Below are 15056 nucleotides of genomic sequence, written 5' to 3' on the forward strand. Positions count from 1 at the left end.
TCATATGGCCAACCCTAAGATACGTCTTTACGACTAAATTCCGTTGCTATGAAGCTATCCGTTTGAGACATTCTCCAAGAACGGCATGAAATTTTTCTGTTTCATCTAGCCAAATCATATGACCAGATTGTTCGAAAATGTGCATTTTTAAGGTTTTGGTTTCTTTAAGGTAACGGTTGTGGAGCCTTAAATTCCAATCCCCTATTTCATATCTGCCCAAGATGTATGTAATAGATCCTTTGTGTTTGTGAATCTCTGGTAAGTAGTTTATTGGGGAACTAAATTCGTTGGTATTGTTCACATCTAAGGTCCCTTTTTTAAATTGCCTTTCTTTCAGGTAATATCGTATTCCGTACCATAAGGGAATATTGCTTTCAGGACCAATGATTTTATTTATTTTTTGGTTGAAATATCCAATGCCTCCTTGCGTATTGCGCCAACCGGTAAAATCATAAATTTGAAGCGCGGAAGATTGTATTTTCCAGCGTAAGTATACATATTCGCTAGATGTTGTATCTAAACTTTTATTTAATTGAAGTAGTTCCTCATTGACCGCATTTCTATTTGCGAAGCTATCCCGTTCTCTTTGAGAGGTGAAAATATCATAAAGCCCGGCATTGGTTGAAGGAAATTTGGGCGTAAAACCTGAAATTATAATAATGTCATTGATCTTATCTGGAAATCGCTTCATATACTCATAAACTAAGACTGCACCCATAGAATGGGCAATAATAGTAAGCTTTTCTTCTTTCAACTCACGCCTTAAGAGTTCTAGATCATTGACCATATTATCCATAGTAATGTATTTATCCAAATTGTTATTGGGAACAGAAGAACGTAAGGAACCTCTTTGGTCATAATATACCATATGATAATCTTTCTCGTAAGCGCTTAAAAACGAGCGCATATAATCATGAGACATTCCAAAGCCCCCGTGAAGACTCACAATAGTTTTTCCCTTCCCAGCTTCCAAAACATATAAGGGAACACCATCGGGAGTGACCAAAAACCATTCGAAGGAATCTTTCTTTAAGTAATTGGAGATATGTCTTTTAGAGAACCTATTTTTAGCATTTGAAAGTGCAGGTAAATCGTAAGTAGTTCCAGCTTGTTGAAAAACAAAATAAAGACTGACGCCAATACTGAGTAGGGAGCCTATCAATACTAGTTTTTTGCGTTTGCTCAAGCCTTTATAGAAAGAATAAATCGACATCTTTTTTTTGTAAAAAAACCTTTAAAATGGCGATGTATTGGAAGATTTCTTTTAAACTGGGGTGTTTTTCAATTGAATGGGACTTCTGTTAAAGTGGGCGTACGACCCAATCTTTAAAAGCAGAGGATCTGGCATTTGAAGTATAAAAAGGAGTATGGATGTCAATTAAAGTGATTGCTAATCGGTCTTTAAAATAGGGTTCATATCCTTGAATAACATTAATGTTTATAATTTCTGATCTATTAATCCTAAAAAATAAAGAAGGATTCAATTGTTCTTCCAAAGTATTTAGTGTCGTAATGCTTAGTGGATATTTTACTTTTTCATTTTTGCAGGCGAAAATAACGCCTTCATCCATTTTAAAATAGGAAACTTTGGAGGTGGGTATAATAGTGGTTTTTTTGTTCGATGTTGAAGAAACCCGTTGCAAGTAACGATTTAAGGCAATGCTCATTTCATTATTTTCATGACGCAGGGACTTATTTTGTTTTGTTACGGCTTTTGTGAAATACGATATGGTCAAATAGGCAAGTACAATGATCAATTCAAAATTGACCAATAACATTTGTTCTTTTAAAAAGGTGAAATTCAGTGTCCAGGTTTTATGGGTTAAACCGTTTATAAGCCATGAAATCAGGAATAGTAGAAATAAAGTACTAGCTAAACTTATAACAAATTGAACAATGTAAATACGCTTAACAAACTGCACATTTAAGCTATTGATTTTAGAATCGATTTGATGAGCGATAATCACGCCAATGATACCAAAAAGACCCATGAACAAACTAGAATCTTTATAATAGTAGATAGAGTCGCTGTCTTGAGCAAACAGAACAGCGATCATTAAAGTATACCCCAGCGCAAAGACAAAGATCAACAACGCTATTAAAAGATATTTCTTTTGAAGAAACTTCATGCGTTAAAAGTAGCGTAAATCAATTGAAAAAAGAATACACGAAGTGCTTATGAATGTTAGCATCATCAATATCCAGCAATTTCTAAGATTTCCTCAGGACGGTATTGACTCATTTCTAGAATCCCTTTTTTAGCATTTGCCATTGCTTTTCGTACCATAAAATTCCCTGTTCTATAGCCTATGGCCAATCTCCCATCCGGGTGTTCAAACATCCATTCCCTGTAGTTTGCATTTTTGGGCAGTGCCAAAATTTCTTTGGCCCATTGCTCAGCAATAGCATCTTCAGGAGGATTATCGGCCTTTAAGATGATTTGGGTGTATTCTTGGGAAAAAACAACGGCCAAACCTTCGTTGATCGCCGCGATATCTATTCCCTGGGCAAATGTATTGTCCTTAATGGCCCAACCTCTATAAAGGTGGTGAAATTCATGAAAAAGAGTAGATTTTAAGTAGGTGCCTATCGATGTAGTAGGACCCCCGGGAAATTTGTTCGATAGTTGAATGGCCACAAAGGGAGGGGAGTTGGTCTCTGTTCTACCCGTGACACCGCCTACAGCATCTAGGTCCCAATCTACGATTTCTATTTCCACTTGAATTTCTTTAGGTAATTTGGGTAAAAGTGCGCGTACTTCTTTTTCGGAAGCTAAGACGACTTCTTGAATCAATTTTTTTTGATCATTTGTGAAGGTGTCAATTTCTTCTTTATAGGTGATACTTGCTATTCCGCTTGCGGTTGTTGTAGGCTTGCACTTGCAGCCAATTCCTAAGAATAGAGCAATGATGGTGTAGCTTTTTAATTTGTTCATGTTATGCTTTTTCTTGAAGACAAGAAAAAACCAAAAGGGTTACATGTTCCTTTTTTTTAACAGAAAATCCTTGTGTGAAGACATTGTGGATTTAGAATTTTGTTTCAAGGAACATGGGGTATTTTGGTGAGTTCCATTGGCGAATCTATGCCGATCAATTGTTTTACCTCACCTTTTTCATTGAATATAAATTGAATTCTTTCCTTAAGATTCCCTACTTTAAATATGTGATTTTCTAGGGGAGTCAATGCCATCTTACCGCCTTTAGATCGCATTTGTCCGTAAAGATTGTTGTTCTCCAAGCTAATGGTAATTTGGATCGCCCCTCCCTTGTATACGCCCAAGTATTTGGAATAGATGCCAATATCCACAGGCGCATTATTTTTAGATGAACTGATAAAGGAAATTAAATGCTCATAATTGGAAGGGTGCACCTCCTTGATATTCTTTTCTTTGGCATACTCTAGTGCCATGCGGTATGCCTTGGGAAAGGCGGTACTACCCTTTACCTGATGATGGGGAATGACGCCAATTTTTTCAAAACTGGTTTTAGTGATGGCATTGATGGTTTCCTCGGTGGATAGTTGTATGCTGAAACGGTCATTTATTTCGTGAACCGATGCCCCATTTCCCGCTCCGGCAGTAATTTCTCCAATAATCGTTGCCCTTTCCAAATGTTTGAGCATATAGGCAAAAGATTCTGCTGCCGATCCCGTATTTGCGTTGGTCAGAACATATAATTTGATATTGGGCAATTTGGTCCCCAAAATATTGGGATCCGTAGAGACGCCATAGGTGTGATCATGTAAAGTACACCGATAATCGGAAAGGTGGATTGGTGTTTTGCTGTCAAAAAAGTAGCTGATATAATGGGCGACCATTTCTTCAAAACCTCCGCCATTATTTTGTACATCCACAATAAGCGCATCAGTATTTTTGAGTATTTCAAAAGCATTGGCAATGACAGGTTTAATAGCCTCTAGGTATTGGTGCCGCGTGAAATGTTTAATTTTTAGATAACCAATATTGCCCTCCAGAATCTTGACTTCACTTAGGCCATAATTGGTCCAAGGTCCGCTTTCATTAACCTGTATGGAGGAGGTGTTTTCCGTTGCCATTTCCCTTGGGGACCTATAAATCATATCCATGTGTAAATCCCCGTTAATAGCCCGTAAATCTGCACTAAGGGAATCCGAGAGTATCCGCGGATCGGTAATCGTGCTATAATGACCTTTGCTATTTTTGACTTGGATATAATCTACGATTTGTTGTCCTATTTTGGGAGTGATGTAGTACCGTGGAACAAGAGCGGAAATAGAGTCGATGAGCGTATTTAGTTCTGCACGTGAAACTTGGTCAGCAGCCTGTTTTTGAGCGTGGATTCCGGTATGGAATAGCGAAATTAAAAGGAGTAAAACTAGTTTTTGTACACAGAAAGTGCTTAAGGTTTTGCAATGATGGTTCATTAGATTCGTTTTTTGATGTCTGTAAAAGTAGCGGGAAAGAAACGTCAAAAATAGAATGAGATTAGCCCATCGCTAAAATCTCCTATACCCTTTTGGTAAAAAGTGCGTCTGTTGTTTGAAATTTCGTATGAAATGACTTTGATCCGTAAATCCACAATAAAATGCAATTTCTGAGAGTGACAAATCCGTGTTTTTGATAAGATCTATACTCTTTTCAATTTTCAACTTCCGTTGATATTCTCCTAGGGTACATTGAAAGTACTTTCGAAAATTTTTTGAAATGGTCACCGGATGGGCGCCAACATGGATTGCTATCTCCTGAAGTGACAGGGATTCATTCCATTGGTCATGTAACAGTTCCATTAAAAGTTCGGCCCATCTGGGAAGAGAAGCATGTTTTTTTTCATTTTGATATGAAACAAGCTCCAATAACAATTTGGATAGATACTCGCCACCATGCTGTTGCAACAGTTCATGCTGCATTTTCAATATCAAAGCTTTGGCATTGATATTGGAGTGAATGGCCGTTTTAATGTCTTCTTGCTTAAGGTCATATTCCTTGAGAAAGGAATCTTCAATTTCAATATTGGCACTTTTAGCAATGGGAGTAGGGCTGATCCATCGATGTTGTTCCTCTGCATGATAAAAGAAAATACTACCTTCTTTTTTGCTATACCTAGTCTGGTGTTTTGTTTGGGATTTGCCGCCTTCAAATACAAAGCAAATATGAAGATTTTCATGATAGTGCCATTCGGGATTGTTTTTTTTGGCTGCATACACCGTGTTGGTAATCGTACAGCCTTCCATTTGATGACTGCGAACAATATCACCCGTATATTCTCCTTTGTTTAGAACCGTCATTTCCGAATATTCCATAGAACGTTACTTATTATCCTTTTTTGCTTCTAAATACGCGTGTAAACGCTCTTTGATAAAGTAATTCCATCCGGCAACACCGCTTTCTCTCTTAAACTCTGGAATGGTATCGGGGAACGGCTCCAGAGTGGTGAAGCTGAAATTCAATTTTGTTCGTGTATCCGAAGGGGTAAGTTCAAAATAAGAAACTCCACGACCTGGATACCCCTCAAAGGTCCATTCATAGGCTATTTTATAGGGGGCATCTACTTCCATTACCTTCCATACATGTGGAAATACCCTATCTTCAACTTCAATAATAAAACTTGTTTTAAATCCAATCCGAGTTTCAAAAGTAGGAATATTGGAAAAGTACCATTGTTTCATTTCCTCGTGTACCGTCAATGCTTTCCAAACAGCTATTATTGCGCTGTTAAAAATATGCGTTACAAGAATGGGTTTGTCCTCATACTTCATTTTTTGTCTTTTCTATGGTTTTCAAACATTTCTATGGCAGATTTTAACATTCCTAGTAGGCCAATGGCCAATATTATGATGCCAATGGATAGTTCCTTTAGGTTGCTATTGACACTACTAAAATAACCAGTTAAGCCTCTTATCATGAGAAATAGTGTAATAAGAAACATCATACCGATAAGCACTTTTCCCTTTACGGGATGTTCCCAAATTTTTCTGGACAATTTATTTTGTGTTTTTGTGGTGTCCTGAAGTGTCGAGAAACTTATCCCAAGGCCCATAAAAATTAATACATTATTGAATTCTTTAATTATCCCATCTATATCCATATCATTAAAATGGGGTTTAATGGCAAAGTATAATGCAATGAGCATTAACGGATATTGCAAATAACTGATATAGTGAAATGCTAATTTAATATTCATTTTATAAAGTTTAGATGTGGTTGATCTTTTTTAATTTTCATCTGTTTTTACGTTGAGATGATGCAATGTATAAGAGCCTTTATGGCAACGTAGGGGGCAAAGGTTTTTGTAGACCTACTCTTTTAAATAAAAACGGAACTCCCCAGACGATACTATCAAAGTGTCTTCTGTTAATTTCTGAATACTAAATTCCTTGCTTTCCCCTTTAACACTGATGGTTAAAACACTATCCTTAAGCTTCCATATGCCTTTTAGTGTACTCCCAATTTGGGTAATCATAGCTACAGTATGGTCGGCTTTGAAATGATAATTCATTTTGGGGTAAATGTCCAAAGGCTTGGTCATTCTTTCCATTTTGGTCACCCTCCACCGCTTTATTATGCGCTGTTCCATGTTGGAGGTACATGATAGTATAAACACTACTAATAAGATTCCGATTTTGACCAATCTATGCTTCATACGGTCTTAAAGTTCGGTTATTTTTTTATTATTTAAACCTTCACCAATAGAAAAAGCACAAGTGATGGACTTGTGCTTAAGCTATAAGGGATGGTTTGAAAGGGAGTTGGTTTCCAAAAAAAGTTTACAACATTTCCTTTTTAGGAAGGTAATTGGAAGTGATCAGGGCAATAGGCAGTCCTACCAAGACCATATGCCATGCAATTCCTATTAGCGCCAGACCAAGGTCAAAAGGAGATTTTGGAATATTGGTATAAGGCAATATAAGTAGATTCATGACCAACCATATTCCTAAACCGTAAAAAAGCCCAATGACGATAACGTTTCCCCGCAATACAGCTAGGGTAGAATGGGCAAAGAAGTATATGATGGCTACCACATAAGCAATTAAAAAATGAAAGAAGAGCCCGGCAAGAATCATGGATATTCCCCCATTGATAGCCTCGGGGCCATAAACTCCTGCAGCAATGAATTGCAAGACTTGTAGCGGATTTAAATCGAAATAAAAATAATAAACGATTACTCCGGCTATGGCATCTAGAATGCCCGCTATTAACCCTGACCAAAGTAAGGTTTTAATTGAACTGGATGACTTTGTAAAGTCAAAGAGAGACACTGAATTTATCATGACGTTTTTTTTATTTTTTGTTATACATCTTTGGAATACGCCAATTCCTTTGTACGCAATAGGGCTGCTTCAAAATCTTTGATGGGGTCCTCTGTCAATAAGGATGGCTGAAATCGCAATTCTTCAATAGCCGTGATGCCGATCATGTTTAACCACCAATGGAAGTAATTGGAATGATAGTCACTACCGTATTTTGGAGCTGCCCCAGGTGCATAGACTCCGCTGGTGTAAAATAGGGTTGCTTTTTTTCCTTTTAACAGACCTGAGTACCCATTTTCGGGATCAAAACCAAATAATAACCCGGGTTGGGTAATGATATCTATATATTGTTTCATTTTATAAGGGATCCCGCCATTCCACATAGGTATGGCAAATACATAATGGTCGGCATCGAGAAAGCGTTGCGTGATTTGCAAGACCGTATCCCAGGCCGACTTTTTACTTTCATTCATTTCCCCATCACCAAAGAAGGTCATTTTTGCTGCGGCCCTATTGGCGTCGAATTCTGGCAGCTTTTCCTTCCAAAGTTCTATAGCATCAACGGAAATGTTCTTGTCTTTTTCTTTAAGAATTTCCAAATACGTATGTGATAAGGCTGCGGATTTGGAATGTACTCCCCGAGGGGAGGCAATAATTTGAAGAATTTTGCACATTAGAGTTTACATTTAAAGGTTAAGGCAAACACTTTAAGTGCCTATCCAAGAAGACATCCAATGTTTACCAATTGATAGTGCAAAGTTGGTGTAGAAAAGAGAATTTAAGGTTCAACTAGTTGAACAAATACAGTTCAGATAGACGAACATTCTTAGTGGTCAAAAGCCAATTGATTTCGAATTTCGCTTAAGTATTGTTTTGATATTCCCAGATAGGAAGCTATCATATATTGGGGAATACGTTGTTCAAATTGCGGATATTCTTCTCTAAAGAGAAGATACCTTTCCTTAGCGGAATAACTCAAATTATAAATGATACGTTTCTCCAAGGATATGGAAACATTTTGAAAAAGCGTACGAAAAAAATATTCCAAGGGAGGCACTTCTTTATATAAGACCTCTAAATGCGCCAATGAAATTTGAACTACTTCGGTTTTTTCCAAACACTGCACACTGGTATTTGCAATACCTTTTTGGATAAAACTGGGAAGGTCCGTGGTCCACCAATTTTCAATGGCGAACCTAAAGATATGTTCTTTTCCTTGCGCATCTATATGGAAAGTCTTTACCGATCCTGAAATTAGAAAATTAAGGTAATGGCAAGAATCTCCCTGTTGTACCATATACTGACCTTTTAAATAGGTTCTATTTTTGATTCTTGCCGATATTAAAGCGATTTCCTCATCGGAAAGTGAAATGGTACGACCTAAATGCTGGAAGAATGCTTGCGTATTCATTTATTGGACATGATTAAAACCCTTGTTCAAAAGGAATAGGGGGTAAAACGGCCCTATTTTTAAACCTAAATATAATCTATAGTTTCCTTACAGCACTATGGATGTGAAAAAATGATTTTTTTCTGGAAAATACTATATTATTCATGCTCGGGAAGCGCATTGAACTCCTCTCTTTTCGCATCAAACCAAGCTTTCATGGCCTCAGGGGACTGGGTCTTCATATTTTCCTTCATTTGGTTCATGACCTTAATGTGGGCCTCATCTCCTTTTTGGTACATTGCCATTCCATGCTTTTTACTTTGTGCTACCATTTCTTCAAAGGAGTTTGCACGAAATTCCATTTCGCATGCACCTCCCAATTGTTTGCAGGTCATTGTTTTCATAAGCCATTTTGTATTGATTAAATATTTTTAAGAAGCTCCTCAAGACGGTCAAATACACCGCCCCAACCATTCATAATACCCATTTTTTCCTGTTGTATCTTATAGGCTTCCGTAGGGTGTACCACTTTGAATGTAAATTCAGTTTTGTCGTCTTTTGCCGTAAACCAGGCTTCAATTTCCACACCTTCGGTCATAGGCCTGAAATTTGCTGTGGAAATAATTTTTTTGAATTCTTCAATTTCCGTGTATTCCCCTTCAGCGATAAATTCTTGTCCATTGGGCATTGGCATAATGTACTTCCATGTACCGCCTACGCGAAAATCGTGTGCTACTACTTTGGTGGTGACTCCCTTTGGACTCCACCAAACGGCAATATGATCTGCCTGTGTCCAGGCTTCCCATACAAGGTGTATTGGAGCATTTAAGATTCGCTTGATCGTAACGGTTCTTTTCTCTTTTTCGCTGGATGTATTCATTTTGAAGTTGTTTTAGATTGTAGTTGGGTTACATATTGTTCAAAGGCATCTATTTTGTCTTCCCATAATTTTCTATACTGATCGATCCACATAAAGGCGGGAATTAAATTTTGGGGTTGAATAAAACACAAACGTTCCCGGCCTTCTTTTTTAAAATCAATAATATCACATTCCTTCAAAATCTTTAAGTGTTTTGAGATTGCGGGGCGACTGATGTCAAACTTTTCGGCAATAGCATTCACAGTACGTGTTTCTTCGGCCAGGAGTTCAATGATACCCCGGCGGACCGGATCGGCAATGGCTTGAAAAACATCTCTTCTCATAAGAATTATGTAACTGTTTGGTTACAAATATAAATGTAATCATTTGGTTACGCAAATTTATTTTTAAAGACAAGCAATGGAAACGTACGTTTCTAAAAATAGGTGGGGAAATAAGCGCAAAAGATTTATGCTTCTTTTTTCGTGCCCAATAGATATAGGATAACCCCTGGCCCGGATTTTACTTTATTCATTTCCCAATCATAGTGTTCAGTTCCTTGCAAGTCTTTGACCAAGGCATTCATTTCTTTTACGGAATAGGTGCGGAGCGCAGAAACAATACCATCCCAGAATACAAAGAGCGGCACTATAGGAATAATATAGGTAAAGAGGATACGTCCCCATTTAAAGGGACGGATAAAGGGAGTGGTCAGCAATAAGCTCAAGGGAGAAAATAGCATGGCCAGAATACTAGGAATGCTTCTTTCCTGAGCCTCAAAGATGGCAATTGCGCTATGGCAATCCATCGCATTTTGTAAAATTTGTTTGGCATCTTCGGGTCTAAAATGATGCAAAGACAAGAATTGCGTTCTGAGACCTTTCAATTCTGGAGGTACTTTCCGGGCATCTATTGATTTTTCAATGAAAGTAATGTTATTTGCTTGTTCTTGGGTGTATTTAAATGCTGGAATATTGGGGTAGAGATCCGTTACCGTTATACTAAGGTCGGGGATATTTTTTTTTAACTCCGTGTTCAACCAAAGTAGTCCACCACCTCCGCCGGAACCTAAATCAATAATTTTGGAGGTACCACTTTTACGAAGTCCTTTTTCAATAATTGGAAGTACGGCTTTGTACATTTTTGTTTTATTGGACAAAAATTGTAGAAAGTCAGTTCCGTAGTTTCTCAAAAAAGCTGGAAACCATTTTTGGTCTTCAAATTCGAACAAATGTACTCTTCCCATAATTTTCCCTCAAAAACACTATTAAAATACTTCTTTTAAGCGAGCCAGGAAAGAAAGTTGCCCCAAAAATGAAGCAGTTTTAGGAAAGGGTGATGTTATGCGACTTTAGGATTTAGGAAGCTCCGTTGGACCTGGAATTTATGATGATCAATGGAGTCAATAATAAACCTACGCCCAAGCCCATGAAACCACCCTGTAACCCATCTGATAAAGGGAGGTAATACGAACTAATTTGGGCAGCTGCGATTAAAAACAGTCCAAAGGGAATTAAGAATAAGGCTTTTCTTCTTCTGAAAGTATTCATGGTTTTCTTTGCTATATTCTATAAGTAACATCTTTGGCGTTTTGTTACATGAAATGGGCATACTTTATTTTTCCCGTGAAAGCCAGAAAAGAATTGCTTCCAGAGCAGAAAGCAAAAAATAGTCGTTACAAATGATCCGTGAATCAATTTAACGCTTCTTCAATACTTTGAATGGTAGTATTGTCAAATCCGGTCCATTTGTTCACTACTTTTCCTTCCTTGTTGAATAAATAATAGGTTGGTGTTCCTTGAACATTGTATTTTGTATAGGTTTCACTATGTCTCCCATCTTTATCCCATAAACTAGACCAACCAGTGTTGTTTTTTTCATTTGTTTTAAGCCAATCTTCTTTGTCTTTATCCACATTAAATGTTACTACTTTTAAGATGTCTACTTGAGCTTTGGCCAGTTGCTTTATGTTGGGAAGGGCCATTTTACACCAATTGCAATGGGGAGAGTAAAATTCTAACAACACATACTTTTCCTCTTCGAAAAAATCTGAAAATTCAATAATCTGCCCGTTCTGGTTTTCAGCTTTAAAATTGTAAAAATGATCATCTTTTTGTAGCACATCGTTGTTCAGGTATACCTCAAGTGTTTTTGCATATTTTGTGGATTTGAGCTTGGGGTCGATTTTTTTGAGTTGTGTAACAATGTATTTTTTGGATAAATTGGCCTTCATACCACTAAGTTGCATAAGTCCATAGTGCGTATTAATATGTTTCTCTATGAATTCTTTGGTAACCGTCAGTATCTCATTATCAATTTTAGTAAGAATACCAGTTTCCCCGTAATACGTAGATTCTAAATCACTGCTCCATTTATCTTGATTTTTGAGTTCCAACATGTTCTGAATTTCTTCATCGTAGGCTACATATAGAGGTTCTGTTTTCTCTTCCAATGCAGATTTCAAGTTTTGATGGGGGGATCCCTTTATGTTCAGCTTGGCAGGGAAGTCATCGGCACTTCCTTGAACGGTCACATTTTCATTCCCAATAAAAATAGAAGTAAACTTTGGTTGGTTTCCGTCGTTTGGTAGAATAACAATACTCAATTGCATAGGACTGCTTTCCAGTTTTCCATTAAATTGAAACATACCATCTTTGATGCGTACCGAATCTAAAATTTTGGCGCTTCCCGTTTCCGATAAAACAACTTTTGAGTTTTCCGAAAACCCTTCAAGGGTTGCTGTTATTTTATACCCTTGATTTTCTTCTTGACAGGAGTTGAAAGATGAAATAAGTCCAATAAGGATTACAATGAATAACAATTTCTTCATGATTATTGGTTTTAAGCAATACAAAGAAGAACATAATTGGGAAAGCATGCATTACACAAAAGTGTAGTTTTAACTTTTTTGGTTCAAATCAAGTTGTTGTTGGAGCCAAAAGAAATGGCTTCCGTAATATTGGACACTTCCAGTTTTTCAAAGAGTTTTTTTCGATGAAATTTAATCGTATCCGGGGAGACAAATAGTTTTTTTGAAATATCATTTATGGTAAAACCCCTAGATGAAAGGCGTAGAATTTCCTTCTCCCTCTTACTCAACTCAACGATTTCGGAAGAGGACCAGCAATCATCCTTTAAATTGTATTTGAACATTTTATTATCTCCATCCTTAACGACCACAATATTTCCAGAATCACTGGCAGTGGATAAAGAAACAATACAGATTGCTTTCCATATTTTTCCATCTGCCGTTAAGAATAAAGGTGTCAATTTCTGATTCAACAAGATAATATTATCTTCTTGGTTCCTCAGGTGAAAATCATAGGAAATCGAGTAGTTTATCCTATCTTTTAAAGGTACTTGGTCATAAAAATCAAAACCGATTTGGTTAATTTTTAAAAGGAGGTCCAAATCTCCCGGGATCACATATTTAAAATAAAACTCATATCCCATTTCCTTTACTTCGTCTGCCGTGTGCCCACACAGGAACAGGGGGTTTTTGGAAACAAATTCAAAACCTTTTTTTTGATAATCGATAATGTAAATGCTTTTATTCGTAGTTCGGGAAAAAGCTCGTATAGGAGCCAGATAATCTGTCAATTGGGCTTGCTCTGCATCAGAAATGTTTTTTATGGTATTCTGAAATGAAAAAAAGTCATTAATATTTGCCAAGGATAATGATTTTGAGATTTAGAAAGGATTTCGCTTTCATCATAATCTAAATGTAAGGATTTTGTTTTTTAATCTCAACTTCATATCATGCATTGGTCACATTCCACGCATTCTTGGTGTTGACCAAGATTTTATCGGGCAAATTGAAGGTAAAGTTACGTCAATGCCTACGCCTACGGGTAGTGTCGGGATCATCGCTTAAATACATAGGCTTGCCTTCATTGGATGTCAATGCCAACACTTTGCCATATTTTTTGGGGAGGCCCAAGGTACTGGCTTCCTGCCATTGCCCTTTTCCTATAACGGCTATTTTTTCACCTTGTTCCAATATTCCCTCTTTATAGCGCAAGGTTTTATTAAAATTGAATAGACCTTCACTTTCATGTCCTTTACTGTTTAAATATTTTTCCAGATGATCGGTAGCGTCGTTTAGAAAGCCTGAGGAATATTCTTTGTCACGAACAATATAGCTGTTTATATGAGTGTCATTGATAAAAGCGTAGCTACCCCCTTCTTTGATCAAATATGTACTATTTCCTTCCTCTTCGATTATCTTTTTCCAATGTGAACTTTTCCCGGAAGAAACCTTTCGTTCCACGAGCACATAAAAACTGGCGCATTTTCGCATGGAAAGAGGGGCCTCAAGGGGTGTTTCAATAATTTCTACTGTACCCACAATTTTAGCAATATCCCCATCCCTAAAACTGGCAATCCTTTTTTGGTCAGTTTTCTTTAATTTGCGCTTTATTCTAGCTTTTTTAGTATAATAAGAACTTACAATTGCTACAATCAATATCCCTCCAAGTATCAAAAGAGGAGTCAAGCCAATTTTTGCGAGCATAGCATTATAGTGTTCCATAGGTGTCTAAAGGTATTTTTCTTTGATGATATGGATATGATGCTTTTCATGCCCGATAATAGATTTTAAAAAATCTTCGAGGGTAATTTCATACTGTTGTGCCATCCCTTGTATCTTTAGCTGTTCTTCAGACAGTCCTTGGATAAAACTAAGGGACGCCTTTCGTACCGCCCTAAAGTCGGTAATTAGGGCTTCAAGCGTCATTACTTCAAAGCGACTATTGGCCACCAAACGATTTTGATCATAACCCCACAGGGCTACAGCTTCTTTTCTGCTCAGTAAAAACGCTCGGGACATCTTTATTCTTTCGTGATCGGTAATATGTCCAACAATTTGTTGTATACTCCATTTTTCAGGGGCATAGCGATAGCTTGCTTTTTCTTTAGGGATGCTATCCAAAAAGGTAAACGTATCAAAAGCGGAAAAGAGAGATAAGTAAGAAGCGTCTTTTACGAGTTCAAAATAGTAAGGGAATCCAGCATCTGGCGTATAGTTCATATTTTAAAACTACGTAAAATATACGGTCTGTTCAAAAGAGATCTGCCCTAAAAGTATGCTTCAATGCGTTTAGGTCAATCCCATACCTGCGGTCTCTCAAGGCCTGCTGCCCGTAAGTAAGTTAGTAGCTGTCCGGTATGAACGGCTTCATGATATGCGATCCTATTGAGATAATCTCCCAGGAGTTTGCTTTGCCCAACCTCCGTACGTTCAATACGGACATTTTCCAGATCGGATACTGCCAATCCTTTGATCATGTCCAAGAAAAGACTTCGATATTTTTCTGAAAACTCCAATTCGTTTTTTAAATCGGAATAGGGCATGTTGTGCCATGGGGACTGATAGTCACCAAGGTTTCCGCGGTTCTGGATAATTTTATGGAAGAGATGTTCGCATTCCAAGACATGACGAATCATTTCAATGATGGAAAAGGCGCTTTGGTCCAGTTTCCAATCTAGATATTCCTCCGGAATACCTTTCCATAATTTAATGCTCCTTCTTCGAATTTCCGAAAAGTTGATCAAGATAATTTCCAATGCTGTCATTTCTAATTT

21 protein-coding genes are annotated in these 15056 nt (G+C 37.4%); all 21 read right to left on the reverse strand.

Annotated features, from left to right (window positions below; genetic code table 11):
• Positions 1–46 precede the first annotated feature (46 nt).
• Positions 47–1213 carry an alpha/beta hydrolase gene (locus tag ACEXOE_RS21730; protein WP_394750976.1) on the reverse strand — a complete coding sequence of 389 codons (1167 nt, stop codon included), beginning with the start codon at positions 1211–1213 and terminating at the stop codon, positions 47–49.
• An 88-nt stretch (positions 1214–1301) separates the two neighbouring features.
• Positions 1302–2129 (reverse strand): LytTR family DNA-binding domain-containing protein, encoded by an 828-nt coding sequence (locus ACEXOE_RS21735; protein ID WP_394750977.1) that lies wholly within the window; start codon positions 2127–2129, stop codon positions 1302–1304.
• A 65-nt stretch (positions 2130–2194) separates the two neighbouring features.
• On the reverse strand, positions 2195–2935 hold the full coding sequence (locus tag ACEXOE_RS21740) for a DUF2268 domain-containing putative Zn-dependent protease (protein WP_394750978.1): 741 nt from the start codon (positions 2933–2935) through the stop codon (positions 2195–2197).
• A gap of 104 nt (positions 2936–3039) precedes the next feature.
• Positions 3040–4401: a S41 family peptidase gene (locus ACEXOE_RS21745; RefSeq protein WP_394750979.1), complete on the reverse strand. Its 1362-nt coding sequence runs from the start codon at positions 4399–4401 to the stop codon at positions 3040–3042.
• 72 nt (positions 4402–4473) lie between these two features.
• Entirely contained in the window at positions 4474–5277 is an 804-nt protein-coding gene (locus ACEXOE_RS21750) for a helix-turn-helix domain-containing protein (RefSeq protein WP_394750980.1), read from the reverse strand.
• 6 nt (positions 5278–5283) lie between these two features.
• Positions 5284–5733 carry an SRPBCC family protein gene (locus tag ACEXOE_RS21755; RefSeq protein WP_394750981.1) on the reverse strand — a complete coding sequence of 150 codons (450 nt, stop codon included), beginning with the start codon at positions 5731–5733 and terminating at the stop codon, positions 5284–5286.
• Positions 5730–6158 (reverse strand): hypothetical protein, encoded by a 429-nt coding sequence (locus tag ACEXOE_RS21760; RefSeq protein ID WP_394750982.1) that lies wholly within the window; start codon positions 6156–6158, stop codon positions 5730–5732. The genes ACEXOE_RS21755 and ACEXOE_RS21760 overlap by 4 nt, the downstream gene beginning before the upstream one ends.
• A gap of 114 nt (positions 6159–6272) precedes the next feature.
• Positions 6273–6551 carry a lipocalin family protein gene (locus tag ACEXOE_RS21765; protein WP_394750983.1) on the reverse strand — a complete coding sequence of 93 codons (279 nt, stop codon included), beginning with the start codon at positions 6549–6551 and terminating at the stop codon, positions 6273–6275.
• 190 nt (positions 6552–6741) lie between these two features.
• Complete coding sequence (locus tag ACEXOE_RS21770) at positions 6742–7245, reverse strand: DUF1440 domain-containing protein (protein ID WP_394750984.1); 504 nt, start codon at positions 7243–7245, stop codon at positions 6742–6744.
• A 20-nt stretch (positions 7246–7265) separates the two neighbouring features.
• A complete protein-coding gene (locus tag ACEXOE_RS21775) occupies positions 7266–7898 on the reverse strand; it encodes an FMN-dependent NADH-azoreductase (protein ID WP_394750985.1) in 633 nt (210 codons plus the stop codon).
• 152 nt (positions 7899–8050) lie between these two features.
• Positions 8051–8635 (reverse strand): Crp/Fnr family transcriptional regulator, encoded by a 585-nt coding sequence (locus ACEXOE_RS21780; protein ID WP_394750986.1) that lies wholly within the window; start codon positions 8633–8635, stop codon positions 8051–8053.
• Between the two features lie 137 nt (positions 8636–8772).
• Positions 8773–9018 (reverse strand): DUF1059 domain-containing protein, encoded by a 246-nt coding sequence (locus ACEXOE_RS21785; RefSeq protein ID WP_394750987.1) that lies wholly within the window; start codon positions 9016–9018, stop codon positions 8773–8775.
• Positions 9019–9035: 17 nt separating this feature from the next.
• Positions 9036–9494 carry an SRPBCC family protein gene (locus ACEXOE_RS21790; RefSeq protein ID WP_394750988.1) on the reverse strand — a complete coding sequence of 153 codons (459 nt, stop codon included), beginning with the start codon at positions 9492–9494 and terminating at the stop codon, positions 9036–9038.
• Entirely contained in the window at positions 9491–9817 is a 327-nt protein-coding gene (locus ACEXOE_RS21795; protein ID WP_394750989.1) for an ArsR/SmtB family transcription factor, read from the reverse strand. The genes ACEXOE_RS21790 and ACEXOE_RS21795 overlap by 4 nt, the downstream gene beginning before the upstream one ends.
• Positions 9818–9942: 125 nt before the next feature.
• Positions 9943–10719 (reverse strand): hypothetical protein, encoded by a 777-nt coding sequence (locus ACEXOE_RS21800; protein ID WP_394750990.1) that lies wholly within the window; start codon positions 10717–10719, stop codon positions 9943–9945.
• 112 nt (positions 10720–10831) lie between these two features.
• On the reverse strand, positions 10832–11023 hold the full coding sequence (locus ACEXOE_RS21805) for a hypothetical protein (RefSeq protein ID WP_394750991.1): 192 nt from the start codon (positions 11021–11023) through the stop codon (positions 10832–10834).
• A gap of 143 nt (positions 11024–11166) precedes the next feature.
• Entirely contained in the window at positions 11167–12303 is a 1137-nt protein-coding gene (locus tag ACEXOE_RS21810) for a DUF4369 domain-containing protein (protein ID WP_394750992.1), read from the reverse strand.
• Between the two features lie 83 nt (positions 12304–12386).
• On the reverse strand, positions 12387–13145 hold the full coding sequence (locus tag ACEXOE_RS21815) for a response regulator transcription factor (RefSeq protein WP_394750993.1): 759 nt from the start codon (positions 13143–13145) through the stop codon (positions 12387–12389).
• A gap of 160 nt (positions 13146–13305) precedes the next feature.
• The gene (locus ACEXOE_RS21820; protein ID WP_394750994.1) at positions 13306–14004 is read right to left on the reverse strand and encodes a hypothetical protein; all 699 of its coding nucleotides are present in this window, start codon (positions 14002–14004) and stop codon (positions 13306–13308) included.
• A 6-nt stretch (positions 14005–14010) separates the two neighbouring features.
• Positions 14011–14502 carry a DinB family protein gene (locus tag ACEXOE_RS21825; protein WP_394750995.1) on the reverse strand — a complete coding sequence of 164 codons (492 nt, stop codon included), beginning with the start codon at positions 14500–14502 and terminating at the stop codon, positions 14011–14013.
• Between the two features lie 74 nt (positions 14503–14576).
• Complete coding sequence (locus ACEXOE_RS21830) at positions 14577–15047, reverse strand: DinB family protein (RefSeq protein ID WP_394750996.1); 471 nt, start codon at positions 15045–15047, stop codon at positions 14577–14579.
• Positions 15048–15056: the final 9 nt, after the last annotated feature.

The organism is Spongiimicrobium salis (genome assembly GCF_043678055.1).
Taxonomy (GTDB): domain Bacteria; phylum Bacteroidota; class Bacteroidia; order Flavobacteriales; family Flavobacteriaceae; genus Spongiimicrobium; species Spongiimicrobium salis.